Here is a 19,635-nt window from a genome sequence, read left to right as displayed (position 1 = left end):
GTCGGTGGCGTGGCTGGTGATGATGCGGATGGTCGGATCGATCAGCGTGCCGACGCACGCGCAAGCGTCGTCGATCAACACGCTGTCGATCAAGCTATGTCGCGTCCTGCCGTTGCCACTGCGGTAACTGACGGACGTTGGTCGATCGCCATGCTGCGCGCGCGCCGGATGCACCGGCGGTTACCATGACGTCTCATCATTCCAGGCCGCGCACGATGGGTTCGTTTTCGCATATCGACGCCTTCCAGCAGCGTTTCGGTTTAGGCCTGCCGATCCTGCTCAGCCCCATGGCCGGCGCCTGCCCGGTGCCGTTGTCGGTCGCTGTCGCCAACGCTGGCGGCATGGGCGCCATGGGCGCGGTGCTGTCGCAGCCGCAGGACATCGTGGCGTGGATGGCGGCGTTTCGTGACGCGAGTGCGGGGCCTGCACAGATCAATCTGTGGATTCCCGATCCGGCACCTGTACGCGATGCCGATGCCGAGGCGCGCGTGCGCGAGTTTCTATCGCAGTGGGGGCCGCCGGTTCCCGAGGCGGCGGGCGATGCAACACCGGCCGACTTCGATGCCCAGTTCGAGGCCTTGCTCGCCGCTCGTCCTGCGGTCGCATCTTCGATCATGGGCGTCTTTCGGCCCGATCAGGTGACACGCCTGAAGCGCGCCGGCATCGCCTGGTTCGCTTGCGCGACGACGCTGGACGAAGCGCGTGCGGCTCAGGCGGCCGGTGCCGATGCGGTGGTCGCGCAGGGCGCCGAAGCCGGCGGGCATCGCGGTGCGTTCGACGCCGGTCGTGCCGAGCGGCAGATGACCGGGCTGTTTGCCTTGTTGCCGCGATTGGTCGATCACCTGGATATCCCGGTGATCGCCGCAGGCGGCATCGCCGATGCGCGCGGCATTGCCGCAGCGCTGATGCTGGGTGCAAGCGCCGTACAGATCGGCACCGGCTTGCTGCGCACCCCCGAGGCGGCGCTGCCGAGCGCCTGGGCCGACGCCCTGGCCCAGGCCGAACCGGAACAGACCCAGCCGACCCGCGCATTTTCCGGCCGGCTGGGGCGTGCGCTCGCCACCCCGTATGTGCGTGCTGCCGCTGCTGCGGATTCGCCGCCACCAGCCCCGTATCCGGTACAGCGCGCAGTGACCGCGCCGATGCGTCAGGCCGCGACGCGCGACAACCGCCTGGACGCCATGCAGGCCTGGGCCGGGCAATCGGCCTGGATGGCGCCTGCACAGCCGGCCGCGCAATTGGTCGCCCAGTGGTGGGCGGAAGCACAGGTGCTGTCATGTCGCTGATCTTCTGCAACGGCGCTCCGGCGACGGCACAGCAATTGGGCGCTGCCGCGCTGATCAACTACGGCCACTTCACCACGCTGCAGGTGCGCGACGGTGCCACGCTGGGGCTGCACCTGCATCTGCATCGCCTGCAGGAAGATAGCCGCGCGCTGTTCGGCCAGGAACTGGAAACGGACCAGCTGCGGGTGCAGTTGCACGCCGCGCTGCTGGCATCGGCCATGGCCGATGCCAGCCTGCGCGTCACCGTGTTCGCGCCCGACTACGATTTCCGCGACCCATTGCGCGAGGTCGCACTGGATGTGCTGGTCGCCATCTCGCCGCCGGCGGATATGCCCGACACCGGGCTGCGCGTGCAGGTGACCGATTACGTACGCGAGCGGCCGGAACTCAAGCATGTCGGCACGTTTCCGCTGCTGCATCTGCGCCGGCTGGCCATGCAGGCCGACCACGACGATGTGGCGCTGCAGGACCGGCAGGGCAGGGTGCTGGAGGGCGCGTTCTGGAATCTGGGCCTGTGGGAGCGCGGCGGGCTGGTCTGGCCGCAGGGGCCGGCACTGCTGGGGACCCGGCAGCAGTTGCTGCAGTCCGGGCTGAACACGCTGGGTATCGCCCAGATCAGCCGCCCGGTGGAGCTGGGCGAGCTGGAGCGTTTCGATGGCGCATTCGCCTGCAATGCACGGGGGCAGCAGGCCATCGTGGCGCTGGGGCCGGCGCGTTGGGGGCCGCATGCCGCGCAGTTGCCGTTGCTGGAGCGGGCCCTGCAGACCCATGCCTGGCAAGCGATCTGAGCGATCTGCCGTGCGGGCGCCGGGTGGCTTGGCTTCGCCGCCGGAGCCCGCTATAATCGCCGGCTTACCGCGCCACTTCTGGCGACTGGGCAACTCAGGAAAACGACACCATGGTCAAGATTCGACTGACCCGCGGCGGCGCCAAGAAGCGTCCGTTCTACCACATCATCGTGACCGACGTGCGCAGCGCGCGCGACGGCCGCAACATCGAGCGTCTGGGTTACTACAACCCGGTTGCACAGGGCGCAGAACCGCGCGTCGTGCTGGACGTCGCACGCGTCGACCATTGGGTCGGCCAGGGTGCACAGCTGACCGACAAGGTGCGTAACCTGTATCGCGAAGCATCCAAGTCCCAGGCCGCTGCGGCCTGATCCGGGAGGGCCGGGCATGTATCGCCCGGCCTAGTTGACGCAGATGAAACCGACCGAGCGCCGTATCCTGCTGGGCAGGGTTGTCGGCGCTTTTGGTGTCAAGGGCGAGCTCAAGCTCGAATCCTGGACCGAGCCGCGTAGCGCGATCTTCCGGTACCAACCGTGGATCGTGCGGACGCCCTCGGGGCAGGAGTCGGTCGTCAGTGGCGTACGTGGACGCGATCAGGGCAAGAATCTGATTGCGGTGTTCCCCGACGTCAGTGACCGTGACACCGTCGAAGCCATGCACGGAACCGAGATTTACGTCTCGCGCAGCGTGCTGCCGCCGCCCAAGCCCGATGAATATTATTGGGTGGATCTGGAAGAGCTGCAGGTGGAAACCGTCGAGGGCGTCAAGCTCGGTACGGTCTCGCATCTGTTCTCCACCGGCTCCAACGACGTGATGGTGGTGCGCGGCGATCGCGAGCGGCTGGTGCCGTTCGTGCTGCCGGATTTCGTCAAGTCGGTCGACTTCGACGCCAACTTGATCGTGGTGGATTGGGACCCGGATTTCTGATCAAAGCGGTGCCCCGGCTCCGCTCTTGCTCTACCCATTCCCCAATCCCGATTCCCGATTCTCCAGTGCGCATCGACGTCATCAGCCTGTTCCCCGAGTTCATCGCGCAATGCGCGGCGTTCGGCGTGGTCGGGCGGGCGCAGGAGCGTGGCTTGCTGGACTTGCAGGGCTGGAATCCGCGCGATCATGCGCAGGGCAATTACCGCCGGGTGGACGATCGTCCGTTCGGTGGCGGGCCCGGCATGGTGATGTTGATCGAGCCGCTGCGGGCCTGTCTGGACGCGGTGCAGGCGGCAGACGCGCGTCCGGCGCCGGTGATCTATCTCAGCCCGCAGGGGCGGCCGTTGACCCAGCCGCTCGCTCGCGAGCTGGCGCAGTTGCCACGCATGGTGTTGCTGTGCGGGCGCTACGAAGGCGTGGACGAGCGGTTTCTGGCGCAGGCGGTGGATATGGAAATCTCCATCGGCGACTACGTGTTGTCCGGCGGCGAATTGGGCGCAGCGGTGCTGGTGGATGTGGTGACGCGGTTGCAGGAGGGGGTGTTGAACGACGCCGAATCCGCAGCCCAGGACAGTTTCGAAGGCCCGCAAGGGCTGCTCGACTGCCCGCACTACAGCCATCCGTCGACCCACGACTGGGGCGATGTGCCGGACGTGCTGCGCTCGGGCAACCACGGCGCGATTGCGCGCTGGCGCCGGCAGCAGTCGCTGGGCCGGACCTGGCTGCGTCGCCCGGACCTGTTCGATGAGGCCGGGTTGGACAAGAACGATCGCCGTCTGCTGGACGAGTTTCGCCGCGAACTCGCCCCGGACGACGAGAAATAAGGGCTCACCCCTAGCTCTTGCAAGATTGATTGGGGTACAATATGCGGCTTGCTGGCCAGCCCTGCGCTTGGCCCTCCTACGAACCTCGAGCAATCGCCGTGCGGCGACTGCCGGTCCAATATCACCAGACACGCGGTGCCCACCATGAGCAAACTCAACAAGACCATCCTGGCTGACTTCGAAGCCGCCCAGATCCAGCGCCAGCTGCCGGAGTTCAACCAGGGCGACACCGTCGTGGTGAACGTCAAGGTGAAGGAAGGCAACCGCGAGCGCGTGCAGGCCTATGAGGGCGTGGTGATCGGTACCAAGAATGCCGGCCTGAACTCCGCATTCACCGTGCGCAAGATTTCGCACGGCTTTGGCGTCGAGCGCGTGTTCCAGACCCACAGCGCCATCATCGACTCGGTCGAAGTGAAGCGTCGCGGTAAGGTGCGCGCCGGCAAGCTGTACTACCTGCGTGGTCTGGAAGGCAAGGCTGCCCGCATCAAGGAAGATCTGGCCGCCGCTGCACAGGCCAAGGCCGCTCGCCAGGCTGCTGCCAAGGCTGAGTAAGTCACTGGCAGGCTTGTCCTGCCATTGCCAAACGGCCGCCTTCGGGCGGCCGTTTGCGTTGTGGGAATCGGGATTAGGGAATCGAGATTGGGGATTGGGGATTTGACGGTGGTGCGTGCGTGAGGTGCGCGGGGTAGGCGAGCGCGTGGTTGTTGCTAGTGGGAAAGACCTCCTGGCAGCTGCCCGCTAGCGTTACCTGGGTCTGGCAGGTCGTCGATGAACCACCAAGCGCCTGTACGCTGCATCGATCATCTCAACAGGGCATCCTCCTGCTGCTTTCGACCAGGCGTGATGTCAGCCGTTGTGGCAGCGCCACGCTCGTGCTGCCAGCCGACGTCAGCGCTGGCGCGGCTGCGGCACATCCGTGATTGGCGCCGTATCTGCAATCGGTGACGCCGGATGCGCCGGCACTTCGGCGGCGGCAGCCAGTGCCGAAGGATCTGCAGGCGTGGCCAGCATGCGTGCCTTGCGCCAGCCGCCCCAGCGGTAATACGCCAGCGACAGCAGCATCGAGCACACCGAGCTGATCGGAAGGCTCCACCAGATGCCATCGGCTCCCAGATGCGGAATCAAGACGTTCGCCAGCGGTACGCGCACTCCCCACAGGCCGAACGCCAGAATCAGCAGTGGCGGGATCACCGCACCGGTGGCGCGCACCACGCCGGAAATCACAAAGCTCACGCCGAACAGCAGGAACGACCAGATACCGATGTGATTGAGATGCCGCGCGACCTCCAGCGTCGGGCTGTCGGCGGGCAGGAATAGCGCCAGCGTCCAGCGGTCGAACAGGATCAACAGTCCGATCAGCACGCCGGTCATCAGGACGTTGGCGACGATACCGGTACGCGCGGTCGCATCGACACGGTTCCAGAGACCGGCGCCCACGTTCTGCGCGGCCATCGTCGAGCACGCAGCGCCCAGCGCCATCGCCGGCATCTGCACATAGGTCCATAGCTGCAGCGCCGCGCCGTAAGCGGCTGCGGTGTCGGTACCGAAGCCATTGACCAGCGTCATCATCGCGATCATGGCCAAGGAAATCAGCACCATCTGCAGGCCCATCGGCACGCCTTTGACGATGAGCGCGCGTAGGATCGTCGGCGCGATGCGGAACAGGCGCAGATCGCCGCGCCCCAGCCACAGGACATGACGTTTGCTGCGCAGATACAGCAGCAAACCGCCCAGCGCCACCGCCTGCGCCAGCAACGTGGCCCAGGCCGCACCGGCGATGCCCAGCGCCGGAAACGGGCCCAGGCCGAAGATCAGCAGCGGGTTGAATACGATGTCCAGCACCACCGACACCAACAAAAAGCGGAACGGCGTGCGGGCATCGCCGGTGCCGCGCAGCGCCGCCGACAGGAACGCGAACACATAGATCAGCGGCATGGCCAGGAAGATCACCCGCAGGTACGCCTCGGCCAGCGTTTGCGATGCCGCCGGCGTGCCCATCGCGGTCAACAGATGCGGCGCCAGAAACCAGCCGAGCACCGCGATCACTGCCGACAGCCCGCCGAAGAAACTGGCGCTGGTGCCCATGACCTTGCGCGCCTGGGCGATGTCGCGCGCGCCCATCGCCTGGCCGATCAGGATGGTCGAGGCCATGCCGATACCGAACACCGAGCCGATCAGGAAGAACATGATGCTGTTGGCATTGGCGGCCGCAGTCAGCGCCGCCTCGCCGAGGTAGCGGCCCACCCAGATCGCATTGATCGAACCGTTGAGCGATTGGGCGATGTTTCCCGCCAGGATCGGCATCGCGAACAGCAGCAGATTCTTGCCGATCGGGCCTTCGGTCAGGACAGCGGATTTGGGCATCGCAGACACGCCGTGGTGCGGAAGCTGCGAACACTAGCATTGGCATGTGCGAGGTGTGCGGTCGCCTTGCGAATCTCAACAGCCATGGAAGAGCGAGCTCGCTAGGCCGATGCCACGGGCACCACACGCGCTATGCAGCTCTGCCTGTATCGGTCAGCCAGTGTGTGGCAGGCAGGCTTGGTCTGGCTGGCGGTGGCGCTTGAGTTTCGACGAGGTTGCCCAAATATTTTTCGCTCAGTGCAGCCCGTTATGACGCGCCGATGCAGCGGCGATGACCACACCGGCCTGCAGCCCATTGAACCCACGGCAAGCACAACCCGATGACTCAACTGGTGGAACAAGCGACGACGGTCAGGCTGGATGTCTGGCTGTGGGCGGCACGCTTCTTCAAGACGCGCAGCCTGGCCAAGACGGCGGTGGACAACGGCAAGGTGGATGTCGCCGGCCAGCGACCCAAGCCCTCGCGTACGTTGCGCAGCGGCGAGCAATTGCGCATCGACCGTGGCGGCGAGATCTTCGAGATCACCGTCGCGGCGTTGAGCGATGTGCGCGGCTCTGCACCGGTCGCACAGGCGCTGTACGTGGAAAGCGATGCCTCCCGAGAAGCCCGCTCGCAATGGCGGCTGCAGCGCGCCGCCGAACGCACCGGCTATCGCGCACCCGAGGGCAAGCCGGACAAGCGTGCCCGCCGGCTGATCAACGCGCTGGGCGATATCGACGCGCTGTAGCGGTGCGTGGTTGTTTTGCTGCGATTGGATGAGAGAAACAAAAATCTTGGGTGCTGGTCATGCTGTTCACTGAAGAAAAAATCGCGCTTCCCTAGCGCGATGGGAAGCGCCGATTTGTATTGCGCTCTGCGAATGCATGCAGTTGCGAAAACCATCGATCAGATGCTTGAGTGCTGCCAACAAAACCTGGCGAGCAGTCACGCAGGTTTTGTTGGCCACGTTTAGTGCCGGCTGGGGGGCCAAGCCGCGTTGGTCGAGGGCGCGGTGTCCTCACCGCTCGCGGGACACGCCGTGAATCCGTCCGTGGAGGCTCCGTGGCGGCATCCATGCCGCCACAGGGTCCCGCAAGCGGCGAGGACACCGCACCAGAGAGGTGGTCGATTGCTGGGCGGAAAGCGGCATCTGGCGGTTGCTTCGACCTGATGTGCAGGCCTACAACTCCATGAGTGCAAGCGAATAAAAGCCGTTGCTGCATTGCTTGCAGATGCGCACCGACCATCAAGGCCGGTCCTTGCCCGCCTACCGTTGCGGGCTCTTATGCGGCATGGATGCCGCATAAGAGCCCACAGAGACGTACTGGCGGCGTGTCCCGCGATGGTAGGCGGGCGCAAGAGCCATGCAGCCAAGCCGCAGATCAGCGGCTCTACCATTGAACTCTCCGCACCGACCAATCTCTTCAAGACCCGCGAGATCTCACGATCTTGAAGTGGCAGTGCCTGACAATGTGTTGCGAACAATGGACAGATAGGTGCCGCCGGCATACACAGAGGCGGCATGTGCGCGTTGCACACGCTGCATCTAGCGATGGCGGCGCCCGCCGGATGGTCACGAGATGGTTTCGTCAGCCGCTCCCCCGTGATCAGCATTGCCCAGCGCTCCGGGGCGTTTTTCAGTGCGCTGAGTCGATGTCTTTGCGTGGTTCACCAAAGCTGCAGGCGCACGCATGAAAGCGCGCACCTTGCGACTCACGCCAGATCGAAACGATCCAGCTGCATCACCTTGGTCCAGGCCGCGACGAAGTCGTGGACGAACTTCTCCTGTGCGTCGGCGCTTGCATAGACCTCGGCAACGGCGCGCAGGATCGAGTTGGAGCCGAACACCAGGTCCACACGCGTGCCGGTCCACTTCTGTTCGCCGGTGCTGCGGTCGCGGCCTTCGTAAAGATCCTTCGCTTCGGAAGTGGCCTTCCACTCGGTGCGCATGTCGAGCAGGTTGGCGAAGAAGTCGTTGCTCAGCACGCCGGGGCGGGTGGTGAACACGCCATGCGTGGAGTCGCCTACATTGGCGCCGAGCACGCGCAGGCCGCCGACCAGTACGGTCAGCTCCGGTGCGGTCAAGGTCAGCAGCTGCGCCTTGTCGATCAACAAGGCTTCCGCTGGCACGGCGTAGCGGCGCTTGGCGAAGTTGCGGAAGCCGTCGGCCACCGGTTCGAGTACGGCGAAGGAGTCGACATCGGTCTGTTCCTGCGAGGCATCGGTGCGGCCTGGCGCGAACGGCACGGTCACGCTGTGGCCGGCGGCGTGTGCAGCCTGTTCGACCGCGGCATTGCCGGCCAGCACGATCAGGTCGGCGAGCGAGACCTTCTTGCCGCCGGATTGGCTGCCGTTGAAATCGGCCTGGATGCGTTCCAACGCGGCCAACACCTTGGCGAGCTGCTCGGGCTGGTTGGCCTGCCAATCCTTTTGCGGTGCCAGGCGGATGCGTGCCCCGTTGGCACCGCCGCGCTTGTCCGAGCCACGGAAGGTCGACGCCGAGGCCCATGCAGTGGACACCAATTGCGCCACGCTCAAGCCGGAGGCGAGGATGGCCTGCTTGAGTGCGGCTGCGTCCTGCGCATCGATCAGAGCGTGGTCGACGGCCGGCACCGGGTCCTGCCACAGCAGTTCTTCGCTCGGTACATCCGCGCCCAGATAACGTGAGCGCGGGCCCATGTCGCGGTGAGTGAGCTTGAACCAGGCGCGGGCGAAGGCATCGGCGAACTGGTCGGGGTGTTGGTGGAAGCGACGCGAGATCGCCTCGTAGGCGGGATCGAAACGCAGCGCCAGATCGGTGGTCAGCATGGTCGGGCGATGCTTCTTCGACGCGTCGTGCGCATCGGGAATGATGGCGTCGGCGTTCTTGGCCACCCACTGGTGCGCGCCGGCCGGGCTCTTGCTCAGCTCCCACTCGAACTTGAACAGGTGGTCGAAGAAGTCGTTGCTCCACTGCGCGGGCGTGGTGGTCCAGGTGACTTCCAGGCCGCTGGTGATGGTGTCGGCGCCCTTGCCGCTGCCGTAGCGGTTGTGCCAGCCCAGGCCCTGGCTTTCCAGCTCGCCGGCTTCCGGCTCGGCGCCGACGTTGTCGGCCGGGCCTGCGCCGTGGGTCTTGCCGAAGGTGTGGCCGCCGGCGATCAGCGCCACGGTCTCTTCGTCGTTCATCGCCATGCGCGCGAAGGTGTCACGGATGTCGCGCGCGGCCGCGATCGGGTCGGGCTTGCCGTCCGGGCCTTCCGGATTGACGTAGATCAGGCCCATCTGCACGGCGGCCAGCGGGTTTTCCAGATCGCGGGTGTGCGGCACTTCGCTGTCGTCGTCCTTCACCAGCACGCCATGCGCTTCGTCCACACCGGGCGAGCCGTGCGCGTAGCGATCGTCGCCGCCCAACCACTTGGTTTCGCGGCCCCAGTACAGGTCCTGATCCGGTTCCCAGGTGTCTTCGCGGCCGCCGGCAAAGCCGAAGGTCTTGAAGCCCATGCTTTCCAGCGCGACGTTGCCGGTGAGGATCATCAGGTCGGCCCAGGAAATCGCCTGGCCGTATTTCTGCTTGATCGGCCACAACAGGCGGCGCGCCTTGTCCAGGCTGACGTTGTCCGGCCAGCTGTTGAGCGGCGCGAAACGCTGCTGGCCGCGACCGCCACCGCCACGCCCGTCGCCGATGCGGTAGGTGCCGGCGCTATGCCAGGCCATGCGCACGAACAGCGGGCCGTAATGGCCGAAGTCGGCCGGCCACCAGTCCTGCGAGTCGGTCATCAGCGCACGCAGTTCCTGCTTGAGTGCTGCCAGATCGATGCGCTTGAACGCTTCGGCGTAGTTGAAGGTTTGGCCCAGCGGGTTGGACTTGCTCGAATGCTGGCTGAGCAGGTCCACGCGCAGCTGCTTGGGCCACCAATCGCGGTTGGTGGTGCCGGTGCCGACGACGGCGTGGTTGAAGGGGCACTTTGCTTCGGTGGTCATGGCGGTTACCTGTGTGCGTGTGCACTTGGGGAGTGGCGCGCCGAGGCGGCTGGCGCATGCGGGCGAAGAGAGCGCTGGACGAATGGATCGAGATCAGCGGCGATGTGGTGAAGACGGGAAGGGCAGCGATCGGGCGGGTTGGCGCATCTGGCGGGCTCTTCTAGTCCATCTGGTCACCATAAAACGTCGCCTCGATTTGCGGAATTAGAATGATATTACTGCTTCGATAGTTTCTAGCTATGGATCTGCCTGCTTGGCGCGGCGCATTCGCAGCATCGACGTTGCATATTGCAGCACGTCGATTTGGTTCGATCCACTGCATGCCTTCACGAATCCGCACACCGGCGACGATCTGCAGCAAGGAATGGGCCTCTCCCTTCAGGGCGGCTGCGTGATGGAGCATGGCGCCGGTTCGGTGGGGAAAGCTGTCTGGCGCGTCGCAAAGGCGGGGATAGAACGAGTACGGCCGAGACGACACGGTTCCTCGCATCGCGCTCACGTCAAATTGTTATAATGTAACAATTGTATCCGGCGACTGCCGGCCGCCCCTGCCCTTGCTGCGAAAGGAACCACCGATGACCACCGATGCCGCCGTTGCCGACTTCCAACCCGCCGTTGCCGCACGCACTGCCGCCTTTTGCCTGACCGAGGCCGGAAAGGTGCTGCTGCGTTGGGCGGAAACCGTGGGCAGGCGCGATATCGATGCATTGCTCGCGCTCTACGCGGACGACGCCATCCTGGTCCCGACGCTGTCCGACGATATCCGCGGTCGTTACGAGGACCGCCGCGCCTATTTCGAATCCTTCCTGGCCGTCGATGGCTTGAGCTGTGGCATTACCGTGCAGAAGAAGCGGGTCAGCGCCAGATTGGGCACGGTGGTGATCGGCGGCCTGTATACCTTCGTGTTCGAACGCAATGGCGTGTCCGAACCGGTCAATGCCCGCTTTCTGTTTACCTTCGAGGAGATCGATGGCCAGTGGCTGATCACCGGTCACCACTCGTCGCGTGCGTCCGAAGGCGTCTAGTCAGTTCCCTTGCTGTCCCCGACGATCGTTCGGGGCAGTGGACGACCGCTGCTGTGCACACAAACGCAGCCTTTTGCAGGCCAGCACGATGCCGGTGATGCTCAGGCACCAGCCGATTGCCAGCAACGTGAGTTGCAACGCCAGGCGCAAGCGTGGATAGGCGATCAGTCCAGGTACCCGGGTGGTGTGCAGCGCGAAGTACAGCCATGCATACGCCTTGCGGCTTGCGTCCAGTTGCAGCAGCGGTCGGCCTGTCTGCGAATCGAAGTACAGCGCGGCGCCCTGCGGCGAGGCCAGTGCCACGCGCACGGCATCGTCAGCAATGGCATCGGCCTCCCGATAGAGCGTCTCGTTGGGCCGTGGCTGCCTGCCGCCTGGATCGGCCGTCAGCGGCCATGTTTGGGCCGCTGCGGCAACAATCGCCGCGCGCCGTGCCTGCGACGACAGGCGGTACGTGGCCGCCGGGGCAGAGGCGAGTCCCAGGGTGGCGTTGTCGCCGGCTCCACCACGGCCGCTTGCCCATGCATGCCCGCCGACGACGCTGAAAGCGATCTCGCCGCTGCCGTCCAGCGGTTGCAGTGCGTCAGGCGCGACGCCGGCCAGTGCGTGTTGCAACGAGTCGGCCGCATAGCGCCTCACTGCTTGCGGTGACGGTTGACCGCGCGAGAACAGCCTGCCGTGGTCCATCGACAGCCAGCCGCTGAAGATCCACACCAGCACGATCGCCGCACCGCCCAGGCCCAGGCCGTGGTGCCAGCGCAGCACGCCACCGAAGGCCGACCAGCCCGCGCGCCGCCGCATCCGGATCTGCCATGTCCGGTACAGGCCGAGCAGCGTGCCGGACGCCGCGCCGATCAGTGCGGCCAATGCCACCCACCAGACCGTGCGATCCCAGGCACCGAAGTCGTGGCGCAGCACGGTGAAATACAGCCAGTGCGGAATGGCGCCCAGCCAGTTCCAGCGACGTTCGCTGGCGCGGGTACGCTGCATCACCTCGCCGCTGCGTGCGGACACGTACAGCTCGGTGCCTGCGGCATCGTCCAGTTCTGCGCGGTAGAACGGACGCCAGGCATCGAAATGCTGGTGCACGCTCCATTGATCCACCTGCAGCGGGCCGACCAGCCGGCGGACCCGCGCATGGGCGAAGCGCGCGGCCACGGTGCGTGCCTGCGCGCTGTCCAGCATGCCGAGCAGGGCGCCGCTGCGCGCATCGATGCTGCGCACCAGTGTGGCCTGATCGATTACATAGCGCGGCCGTCCGGCGACCGAGATCAAGCGCATGCCGTCGCCACCGCCTCCGATGGACAGGGCCGTGGCCGGCGCGATATGCACCCGCGCCAGCGCCAATGGGTCGCTGCCGGCGCGACGGGCGCTATCGGGCAGGGCGGGGAACGGCACGAACAGCATCACGATGCCGCTGCTGAACCACACCGCAAACGCCAGGCACAGTGCGACGCCGAACCAACGGTGCAGCCATGCCAGCCACGCCCACAGGCGCCGGCTAGAACGTGCCACGCAGGCTGAGCGCGTAACTGCGCGGCTGGCCCAGCATCACCTGCTGCGGATAGGAGATGTCGGCCCACTGCACGTAGCGCTTGTCGAACAGATTGTCCGCTCGCAGGCTCAGCGCCAGCGCTGGCGTCAGCCGATAGGTGGCGTAAACATCGGTCAGTACGTAGCGCTCCAACTGCAATGTATTGGCGTTATCGCCATAGCGTGTGCCCACGCCATGCAGGCCCAGCCCGAGTTCCAGCGGCAACGCGCCGACCGCGTCCAGATGGGTCCACAGGTTGAACACGGTGCGTGGGACATTGGGCGGACGATTGCCGGAGACGTCGGTGCCGGTACTGCTGTCGATGAAGTCGCGGTAGCGGGCATCGGTATAGGCAACGTTGGCGTCCACTGCCCATTGCTCAGTGAGTTTGGCCGACGCCGAAAGCTCCACGCCGCGCGAGGTCTGGCTGCCGATGTTGCTGAGCACGTCCTGGGCGGTCAGGCTCAGGATGTTGTCGCGGCGAATGTCGTACAGCGCCAGGGTGGCGCTGGCGCGTTGATCGCTGCGCGCGGCCTTGACGCCGGCTTCGTACTGGCGCGAGGTGCTGAGTCCGAAATCTTCGCCGGCATTGACCAGCAGGATATTGGAACCGGGCGGATCGCTGCCGGTGGTGTAGGAGAGGTAGGGGGTCAACGCCGGGGTCAGCGCGTACACCAGCCCGACGCGGGCATTGTTGGGGCGGTAGCGCCGCGAAAAGCTGGTGGCGGCCTGGAACTGACCGTCGGCGGTGAAGTTGCGACGGTCCAGATCCAGCGATTCCCAGCGTCCGCCCAGCACCAGTTTCAGCTGGGCGTCCAGGTCCAGCGCGTCCTCCACGAACAGCGCGGTGTTGGTCCAGCGGGTCGGACTGCGCCGCGGCTGGCGCTCGCCGAAGAGACCGCTCGGCCCCAGCGTATCGGCATCGACGCTGTCGCCATCGGGAAAGCCGCGCTCGCGGACGAAGTGCATGCGGTTGTAGTCCAGCCCGACCACCAGGCGATTGGCGTGACCGCCCACCGGCTGGTCGATGGTCGCGCTGGTCTGGTTGCCCCACAGGTGTTGGCGATGGAAGACGAAGAAGCGGTCGCGGTCGATCCGCCCGCTGCTGGCGTTGTAGGCATAGTTCTCCGCGTTGATCCAACGGCGCGAGGCGTCGAAGGCATAGAGCAGACTGCGTACGCGGATGGCCTGGCTCGGCGACCATTCCAGCCAGGCCTGCGGCCAGAGTTGGCGCGAGGCGATGTCGGCATCCACGACGTTGTAGTTGTTGCGGCGCAGGGCTGCGTCCACGACCCGGCCGTCGGCGCTGCGCAGCGCATCGTGCAGCGGTGCGCGCGCAGCATCGGCGGGCAGCAATGGCGTTCCGAAATAGGTGCTGGGATGGTCGTTGGCGTAATCCACCGACAGCTGCGCGCGCAGCGTGGCGCTGGGCCGCCAAAGCAGTGCGGCGCTGAGATCGAGCGTGTCCGAGCCGGCGGCGTGCACGAAGCCGTCCGAGGACACGCGGCTGATATCGGCGCGATAGGCCAATGTATCGTCGAGCCGGCCGCCGCCGCCAAGGCCGGCCTCGCGGCCACCGAAGCGCGAGACGCCGGCGAGCAGATCGTAGCGGGGCGTATCGAAGACCGGTTGCTTGTCGATCACGTTGACCGCACCGCCGATCGCGCCCTGGCCGTAGATCACCGACGCCGGCCCCTTGAGCACTTCCACGCTTTGCAGGTTGAAACTGTTCTGCGGGCGCGTGGTCATGCTTGATGGTCCCAGGTACAGGCCGTTGTGCAGCATCGTGATCTGGCCGCCGCTGAAGCCACGCATCGACAGGCTGGACAGGTTGCCGGGCGAACCGCCGCTGGTGATGCCGGGCAGGGTGGTCACCGCCTGTTCGACGCTTTGCAGTCCGCGCGCCTGCATCGCCTCGGCATCGATCGCGTCGAGTGTGGCCGGCGTCTGCGCAGGCGAAAGGCCGAGTCTCCCGGCAGTGGGCAAAAACGGCATGGCTGGAGCATCGGCCTGGACCGTGATCGCATCCAGCGTACGCGCAGTGGTATCGGGCCCCTGTGCCGCGATGGCAGTGCAGGGCGGCAGGGCGATTGCAACGGCGAAGCAGACAATCCAGGCGGCGGGCAGCGCCGAGGCGTGTGCGCGGCGGGAACGGGGCGTCATAGGGGAGCTAGGCATGGGAGCGAGGGGATGAATGGGCCAGGCGATTGCGCGGGGCCAAGGCGGAGCGAGCGGGAAGGCGTGCCATGGCACCGTTGATCTGCAGATGGCGCTCATGGCGGCAGCAAGGGCATCCACAGCACCGAGCCGTCGGCGTGTGCAGCCAGCAGCCAGTACGGCTGCGGGAGGACCGCCAGCAGCGCCAGCGCGGTGCCGCCGGCATGGCGGAGCACATGCCATTGCTGCGGTGTGGTCGCCTCGCCGATCAGTATGCTGCCGTCGCTCTTGCCGGCGAGCACCGTGGGCCGGCCTGGGAGCGTGCACAAGGCGCTCACCAGGGCCTGGCCGTCGTCCTGGAACAGCGCCAGGGGCGTGCGCTGCAGCGGCCCGTGCTTGCCGTCGAAGGGCCACAGCAAGGCGGCGGTTGCGCTGCCGCTGGCCAACCATGGTGCGGGCTCGACCCAACTCCACTGCCTGACCTTGCCGGGGTAGCCGGCGATATGCAGCTGCATCCGATCTGCGACGCGCCACCCATGCACGGCCTGCTCCTGCATGCTGCTCAGCACGTACCTGTCGTCCGGCGACCAGATCACTCCGAGGTGGCTGCCACGGCACGGCAACGACGATGCGCTCCAGCCGGTGGCATTGCGCGTCCACAGCGTGAGCCCACCGTAATGGGCGACCGCCAGGCGTCGGCCGCTGCGATCGAAGGCCATGCCGCCTACCGTGGAGGGATGCTCCAGCACCTGGGTGTCGCCGGCGGCGTCCCACAGATGCACGCGGCGACCGACCGCGCACGCATGCCCGCCATCGGCGCTGGTGCCGACATGCTCGACCCACTGGCCGGGAAAACGCGCCAGCACCTGCATGCCGGCGGCATCCGTGCGTGCGAACACGCCATCGTCGCCACCGCTCAGCAGGCCGCCCGCGTCGTCTGCGGCCAAGGCCAGGATCGCGCCGTCGTGCACCTGCACGCAGTCCGGTGCCTGCTGCCTGGCGAAGCTGCGGATACAGCCGTCACCCCAGGCCGTCGCCAGGCGTCCACCGCTGACGGCAACGGCAACCGGGACCGCGGAGATGCGCAAGGACAGACCGGACGCCGATGTCCGTGCTTCCTGATCGGCGACCTGCGGTTGCAGCGGCGCGCTCATGCCGCCACGCAGGCGCTGAATCCTTCGCGCAGGCGCATGCGTTCCAGGTCACGGCCGATGAACACGAGCTTGGACACGCGCGCTTGTCCCGGCGGCCAGGCATCGAGAAAGTCGCCATCGGTCAGCATGTGCACGCCCTGGATGACGTAGCGGCGCGGCTCGCCGGCAAGATCCAGGATGCCCTTGGAGCGCAGGATATCGGTGCCGTGGTCGCGCAGCAGGGCACCAAACCATTGCTGGAAACGCATCGGGTCCAGCGGTTGCTGCAGTTGCAGCGAAACCGAGCCGATGTCGTCTTCGTGCGCGTGGGTCTTCGCTTCGTCGAGAAAATCCGGTTCGAGCTCCAGTACGCGTTCGAGGGTGAACGCGGCCAGCCCGAGCACCTCGTCCAGCGGGACGTCGCAGCGCTGGCTGCGCACGATGCGCGCATAGGGATTGATGCCGCGGATGCGCGCCTCGACCGTCTCCAGTTGCGCGGGCTGGACCAGATCGATCTTGTTGAGCAATACGACATCGGCGAAGGCGATCTGCTCGGCGGTCTCGTGCGCCTCGTCCAGGTGGGTGGCGAGATTGACTGCATCGACGACCGTCACGATTGCGTCCAGTCGGGTCCTGGCAGCGACGTCCGGGTCGACGTAGAAGGTCTGCGCCACCGGCGCGGGATCGGCCATGCCGGTGGTTTCGATCAGGATCGCATCGAAGTCGCGGCGCTTCATCAATCCATCGAGAATGCGGATCAGGTCGCCGCGCACGGTGCAGCAGATGCAACCGTTGTTCATTTCGAAGATTTCTTCGTCGGCATTGACCACCAGATCGTTGTCGATGCCGGTCTCGCCGAATTCGTTGATGATGACTGCGTAGCGGTGTCCGTGCGGCTCGGTGAGGATGCGGTTCAACAACGTGGTCTTGCCGGCGCCGAGGAAGCCGGTCAGCACGGTGACGGGAATCTGCGGGGCAGTCATGGCGAACTCCTGGAAGGATCGAGCGCTTGCAGCAGCGCGGTGAGGTTGTGATGCATCAAGTCCAGATAGGTGCTCGCCGGCCCGCCCGGATGCGATAGCGCATCCGAATACAAGGTGCCGCCGATACGGATGCCGGTTTCGCGCGCGATCTGCTGCAAGAGCCGTGGATCGGTGATGTCTTCGACGAACAAGGCCGCCGCGCCGTCGCGCCGAATCTGCGTGATCAATCGAGCCACGTCGTGGGCGGACGCCTCGGCCTCGGTGGACACGCCCTGCGGTGCCTCGAAACGCAGTCCGTAGGTGGCAGCGAAATAGCCGAAGGCATCGTGCGAGGTGACGATGGTGCGCCGCTGCGGCGGCAGCGCCGCGATGCTGCGCAGGATCTGCGCATGCAGTGCACGCAGGCGCAGCTGGTAGGCGGCAGCATTGGCGCGGTAAATCCGGGCACCGCCGGGGTCGGCCCTGGACAGTGCGTCGGCGATGTTGGTCACGTAGCGCTCCACGTTGGGCACGCTCTGCCAGGCGTGCGGGTCGAGTGCGGAATGCGCATGACCGGCGTGCGCGCCACTGGTGTCGAGCCGGCGCGGCGCCACGCCGTCGCTGGCCACCACAATGGTGCCGTGGTAACCGGAGGCGTGGACCAGTCGGTCCAGCCACCCTTCGAAGCCGAGCCCGTTGACGAAGACCAGGTCGCTGGTTCCCAGCGCGCGCGCATCGGCCGGGGTGGGCTGGTAGACATGTGCATCGCCTTCCGGGCCGACCAGCGTGGTCAGCGCGACGCGTGGGCCGCCGACCTGACGGACCAGGTCGCCCAGGATCGAAAAGCTGGCCACCACGCGCAGCGGTTGCGCGCCATGCGGCTGCGCGGTCGGTTCCTCGCGATTGGACAACGCGACGATCGCCGCCAGTACCAGCAGCACGCCGATGCCGAGCAAGGCATGCAGGCGCCGGCTCATGGCGCGCCTCCCGCGACAGCACGTCGCCCGCGCGGTCGCGCATTTGCGGCCAGACTGTCTTCCGGGCCGAGTAACAAGGACAGCAAATACAAGGTGCCTGCGGCCAGGATGATGGTGGGACCGGAGGGCAGGTCGAAGCGGTACGACAGCAGCAACCCGACCACCGAGGCCAGCAGCGCCACCGCCAGGGCGATCAACAGCATCGGCGCCAGACGCCGGGCCCAGAAGCGCGCGGTGGCTGCGGGCAGGATCATGATGCCGACCGCCATCAAGGTGCCCAGCGCCTGGAAGCCGGCCACCAGATTCAGCACCACCAGTGCCAGGAACAGCAGATGCGTGAGCAGACTGCTGCGGCCCACGGTGCGCAGGAACTGCGGGTCCACGCATTCGAGCACCAGCGGGCGATACAGCATGGACAGCACGATCAAGGTGAGCGTGGCGATCGTGCACAGCAGGAACAGCGCAGGGTCGTCCAGCGCCAGCACGCTGCCGAACAGCACGTGCATCAAGTCCACGTTGGAGCCCTTGAGCGAGACCAGCAGCACGCCCAGCGCCAGCGAGATCAGGTAGAACGCTGCCAGCGAGGCGTCCTCCTGCAGCCGCGTGGCCCGTGACACCGCACCGGTCAGCACCGCTACCAGCAGGCCGGCCACGATACCGCCCAGCGTCATCGCGCCCAGCGACAACCCGGACACCACGAAGCCCACCGCCGCGCCGGGCAGAATCGCATGCGCCATTGCATCGCCGATCAGGCTCATGCGACGCGCGATCAGGAACACGCCGATCGGGGTGGCGCCGAGCGCGATGGCCGTGCATCCCAGCAGCGCGCGCTGCATGAACACATAGTCCAGGAACGGTTGCCAGGGCAGGCTCACAGCGCGGTACTGTGTGGCTGCAACGGCGCTGGCGTTGCCCAGCACCCGGTCAAGGCGTCGGCGGCGCTACGCGCCTGCTCCAGGGTGTGTGCGCTCAGCGCGGTGGCGGTGGGGCCGTGCGCGATCTGGCGACCGGCGATCAACAAGGTCTCGGGAAAATGCCGCCGCACCATCTCCAGGTCGTGCAGCACCGCCAGCACGGTGCGCCCCTCGTGGTGCCAGCGATGCACCACTGCCAGCAGGTCGGCGGTGGTGTGGTTGTCGATCGCGGTGAACGGCTCGTCCAGCAGGATCAGCTCCGCGTCCTGCAGCAACAGTCTCGCGAACAGGGCGCGTTGCAGCTGACCGCCGGACAAGGTGCCGATCGGGCGGCTGCCAAGCGCGCCCAGACCCAGAACCGACAACGCCTGGTCCAGTTGCGCGGCGTCGGCCACTGTCAGTCCGCGCAGGGCGCCGATGCGTTGCCATAAGCCCATCGCGACGAAGCCGCGCACATCGATCGGGAACTGCGTATCCACTGCGGTGCGTTGTGGCAGCCAGGACATGCGACCGGCTGCGCGTTCGATGCGCCCGGCCAGCGGAGCCAGTTCCCCGGCGATGGCGCGCAGCAACGTCGTCTTGCCGGCGCCGTTGGGCCCGACCAGCGCCGTCAGGCTGCCGCGCGCGATGCGCGTGTTCAGGGCCTGCAGGGTGACCTGAGAGCCGTAGCCGAGACTGAGCGTGTGCAGGGCCAGCATGTCAGCAGGTCACCCAGGCATAGCCCAGCCACAACAACATCGCGGCCAGCAGCGCACAGCCCAGCCGCGTGGCCGCGCCGACCAGCAGCGGATCGGCGCAGGGCTT

Annotated in this window: 17 protein-coding genes; 8 read left to right on the top strand and 9 right to left on the bottom strand. The window is 66.4% G+C overall.

All coding sequences use genetic code 11. The features are described 5' to 3' along the window. Positions 1–215 precede the first annotated feature (215 nt). The 6 genes from GGR61_RS02280 to rplS all read left to right on the top strand — a co-directional run bounded on the left by GGR61_RS02280 (position 216) and on the right by rplS (position 4,377). Complete coding sequence (locus GGR61_RS02280) at positions 216–1,286, top strand: nitronate monooxygenase (protein ID WP_184620536.1); 1,071 nt, start codon at positions 216–218, stop codon at positions 1,284–1,286. Further along, positions 1,277–2,074: an aminotransferase class IV family protein gene (locus GGR61_RS02275; protein WP_184620320.1), complete on the top strand. Its 798-nt coding sequence runs from the start codon at positions 1,277–1,279 to the stop codon at positions 2,072–2,074. Before GGR61_RS02280 ends, GGR61_RS02275 begins: the two co-directional genes overlap by 10 nt. 110 nt (positions 2,075–2,184) lie before the next feature. Continuing rightward, complete coding sequence (rpsP, locus tag GGR61_RS02270) at positions 2,185–2,445, top strand: 30S ribosomal protein S16 (RefSeq protein ID WP_011036396.1); 261 nt, start codon at positions 2,185–2,187, stop codon at positions 2,443–2,445. A 43-nt stretch (positions 2,446–2,488) separates the two neighbouring features. Beyond that, positions 2,489–3,001: a ribosome maturation factor RimM gene (gene rimM / locus GGR61_RS02265; RefSeq protein WP_184408682.1), complete on the top strand. Its 513-nt coding sequence runs from the start codon at positions 2,489–2,491 to the stop codon at positions 2,999–3,001. Positions 3,002–3,066: 65 nt separating this feature from the next. Continuing rightward, entirely contained in the window at positions 3,067–3,825 is a 759-nt protein-coding gene (trmD, locus tag GGR61_RS02260; protein ID WP_184620319.1) for a tRNA (guanosine(37)-N1)-methyltransferase TrmD, read from the top strand. Between the two features lie 144 nt (positions 3,826–3,969). Beyond that, a complete protein-coding gene (rplS, locus tag GGR61_RS02255; RefSeq protein ID WP_011036399.1) occupies positions 3,970–4,377 on the top strand; it encodes a 50S ribosomal protein L19 in 408 nt (135 codons plus the stop codon). A 336-nt stretch (positions 4,378–4,713) separates the two neighbouring features. Here the strand turns inward: rplS and GGR61_RS02250 are convergent, their stop codons facing one another. Next, positions 4,714–6,189 (bottom strand): MATE family efflux transporter, encoded by a 1,476-nt coding sequence (locus GGR61_RS02250; protein ID WP_184620318.1) that lies wholly within the window; start codon positions 6,187–6,189, stop codon positions 4,714–4,716. Between the two features lie 320 nt (positions 6,190–6,509). Between GGR61_RS02250 and GGR61_RS02245 the strand changes: the two genes are divergently transcribed. Further along, positions 6,510–6,917 (top strand): RNA-binding S4 domain-containing protein, encoded by a 408-nt coding sequence (locus tag GGR61_RS02245; RefSeq protein WP_184620317.1) that lies wholly within the window; start codon positions 6,510–6,512, stop codon positions 6,915–6,917. A 965-nt stretch (positions 6,918–7,882) separates the two neighbouring features. On the opposite strand, the gene katG is transcribed toward GGR61_RS02245, so the two are convergent. Beyond that, positions 7,883–10,129: a catalase/peroxidase HPI gene (gene katG / locus GGR61_RS02240; protein WP_184405684.1), complete on the bottom strand. Its 2,247-nt coding sequence runs from the start codon at positions 10,127–10,129 to the stop codon at positions 7,883–7,885. A 575-nt stretch (positions 10,130–10,704) separates the two neighbouring features. On the opposite strand from katG, the gene GGR61_RS02235 reads away from it, so the two are divergent. After that, complete coding sequence (locus GGR61_RS02235) at positions 10,705–11,154, top strand: nuclear transport factor 2 family protein (protein ID WP_184405688.1); 450 nt, start codon at positions 10,705–10,707, stop codon at positions 11,152–11,154. Here the strand turns inward: GGR61_RS02235 and GGR61_RS02230 are convergent, their stop codons facing one another. From GGR61_RS02230 to aztA, 7 genes are all read right to left on the bottom strand, one after another. After that, positions 11,155–12,669, bottom strand: a complete 1,515-nt coding sequence (locus tag GGR61_RS02230) for a hypothetical protein (RefSeq protein ID WP_326520606.1) — start codon at positions 12,667–12,669, stop codon at positions 11,155–11,157. Then, complete coding sequence (locus tag GGR61_RS02225) at positions 12,656–14,851, bottom strand: TonB-dependent receptor (protein WP_184620316.1); 2,196 nt, start codon at positions 14,849–14,851, stop codon at positions 12,656–12,658. The genes GGR61_RS02230 and GGR61_RS02225 overlap by 14 nt, the downstream gene beginning before the upstream one ends. A gap of 110 nt (positions 14,852–14,961) precedes the next feature. Next, a complete protein-coding gene (locus GGR61_RS02220) occupies positions 14,962–15,999 on the bottom strand; it encodes a WD40 repeat domain-containing protein (RefSeq protein ID WP_184620315.1) in 1,038 nt (345 codons plus the stop codon). Next, entirely contained in the window at positions 15,996–16,961 is a 966-nt protein-coding gene (locus tag GGR61_RS02215) for a GTP-binding protein (protein ID WP_184620314.1), read from the bottom strand. Before GGR61_RS02215 ends, GGR61_RS02220 begins: the two co-directional genes overlap by 4 nt. After that, positions 16,958–17,917, bottom strand: a complete 960-nt coding sequence (locus GGR61_RS02210) for a metal ABC transporter substrate-binding protein (RefSeq protein ID WP_184620313.1) — start codon at positions 17,915–17,917, stop codon at positions 16,958–16,960. Before GGR61_RS02210 ends, GGR61_RS02215 begins: the two co-directional genes overlap by 4 nt. Beyond that, positions 17,914–18,792: a metal ABC transporter permease gene (locus GGR61_RS02205; protein WP_221237230.1), complete on the bottom strand. Its 879-nt coding sequence runs from the start codon at positions 18,790–18,792 to the stop codon at positions 17,914–17,916. The genes GGR61_RS02210 and GGR61_RS02205 overlap by 4 nt, the downstream gene beginning before the upstream one ends. Next, positions 18,789–19,529 carry a zinc ABC transporter ATP-binding protein AztA gene (gene aztA, locus GGR61_RS02200; RefSeq protein WP_184620312.1) on the bottom strand — a complete coding sequence of 247 codons (741 nt, stop codon included), beginning with the start codon at positions 19,527–19,529 and terminating at the stop codon, positions 18,789–18,791. Before aztA ends, GGR61_RS02205 begins: the two co-directional genes overlap by 4 nt. Between the last annotated feature and the right edge of the window lie 106 nt (positions 19,530–19,635).

This window comes from Xanthomonas sp. 3058, assembly GCF_014199765.1.
GTDB lineage: Bacteria > Pseudomonadota > Gammaproteobacteria > Xanthomonadales > Xanthomonadaceae > Xanthomonas > Xanthomonas campestris_B.
Note: the sequence above shows the minus strand (reverse complement) of the source record. Positions and strands in the feature narration are given on the sequence as shown.

Bases quoted from the DNA above. Each gene is read 5' to 3' on its own strand.
- GGR61_RS02210 (WP_184620313.1), bottom strand. From the start codon at position 17,917: ATGAGCCGGCGCCTGCATGCCTTGCTCGGCATCGGCGTGCTGCTGGTA.
- GGR61_RS02225 (WP_184620316.1), bottom strand. From the start codon at position 14,851: ATGACGCCCCGTTCCCGCCGCGCACACGCCTCGGCGCTGCCCGCCGCC.
- rplS (WP_011036399.1), top strand. From the start codon at position 3,970: ATGAGCAAACTCAACAAGACCATCCTGGCTGACTTCGAAGCCGCCCAG.
- katG (WP_184405684.1), bottom strand. From the start codon at position 10,129: ATGACCACCGAAGCAAAGTGCCCCTTCAACCACGCCGTCGTCGGCACC.
- GGR61_RS02220 (WP_184620315.1), bottom strand. From the start codon at position 15,999: ATGAGCGCGCCGCTGCAACCGCAGGTCGCCGATCAGGAAGCACGGACA.
- GGR61_RS02215 (WP_184620314.1), bottom strand. From the start codon at position 16,961: ATGACTGCCCCGCAGATTCCCGTCACCGTGCTGACCGGCTTCCTCGGC.
- GGR61_RS02250 (WP_184620318.1), bottom strand. From the start codon at position 6,189: ATGCCCAAATCCGCTGTCCTGACCGAAGGCCCGATCGGCAAGAATCTG.
- rpsP (WP_011036396.1), top strand. From the start codon at position 2,185: ATGGTCAAGATTCGACTGACCCGCGGCGGCGCCAAGAAGCGTCCGTTC.
- GGR61_RS02275 (WP_184620320.1), top strand. From the start codon at position 1,277: ATGTCGCTGATCTTCTGCAACGGCGCTCCGGCGACGGCACAGCAATTG.
- GGR61_RS02280 (WP_184620536.1), top strand. From the start codon at position 216: ATGGGTTCGTTTTCGCATATCGACGCCTTCCAGCAGCGTTTCGGTTTA.
- aztA (WP_184620312.1), bottom strand. From the start codon at position 19,529: ATGCTGGCCCTGCACACGCTCAGTCTCGGCTACGGCTCTCAGGTCACC.
- GGR61_RS02235 (WP_184405688.1), top strand. From the start codon at position 10,705: ATGACCACCGATGCCGCCGTTGCCGACTTCCAACCCGCCGTTGCCGCA.
- GGR61_RS02245 (WP_184620317.1), top strand. From the start codon at position 6,510: ATGACTCAACTGGTGGAACAAGCGACGACGGTCAGGCTGGATGTCTGG.
- rimM (WP_184408682.1), top strand. From the start codon at position 2,489: ATGAAACCGACCGAGCGCCGTATCCTGCTGGGCAGGGTTGTCGGCGCT.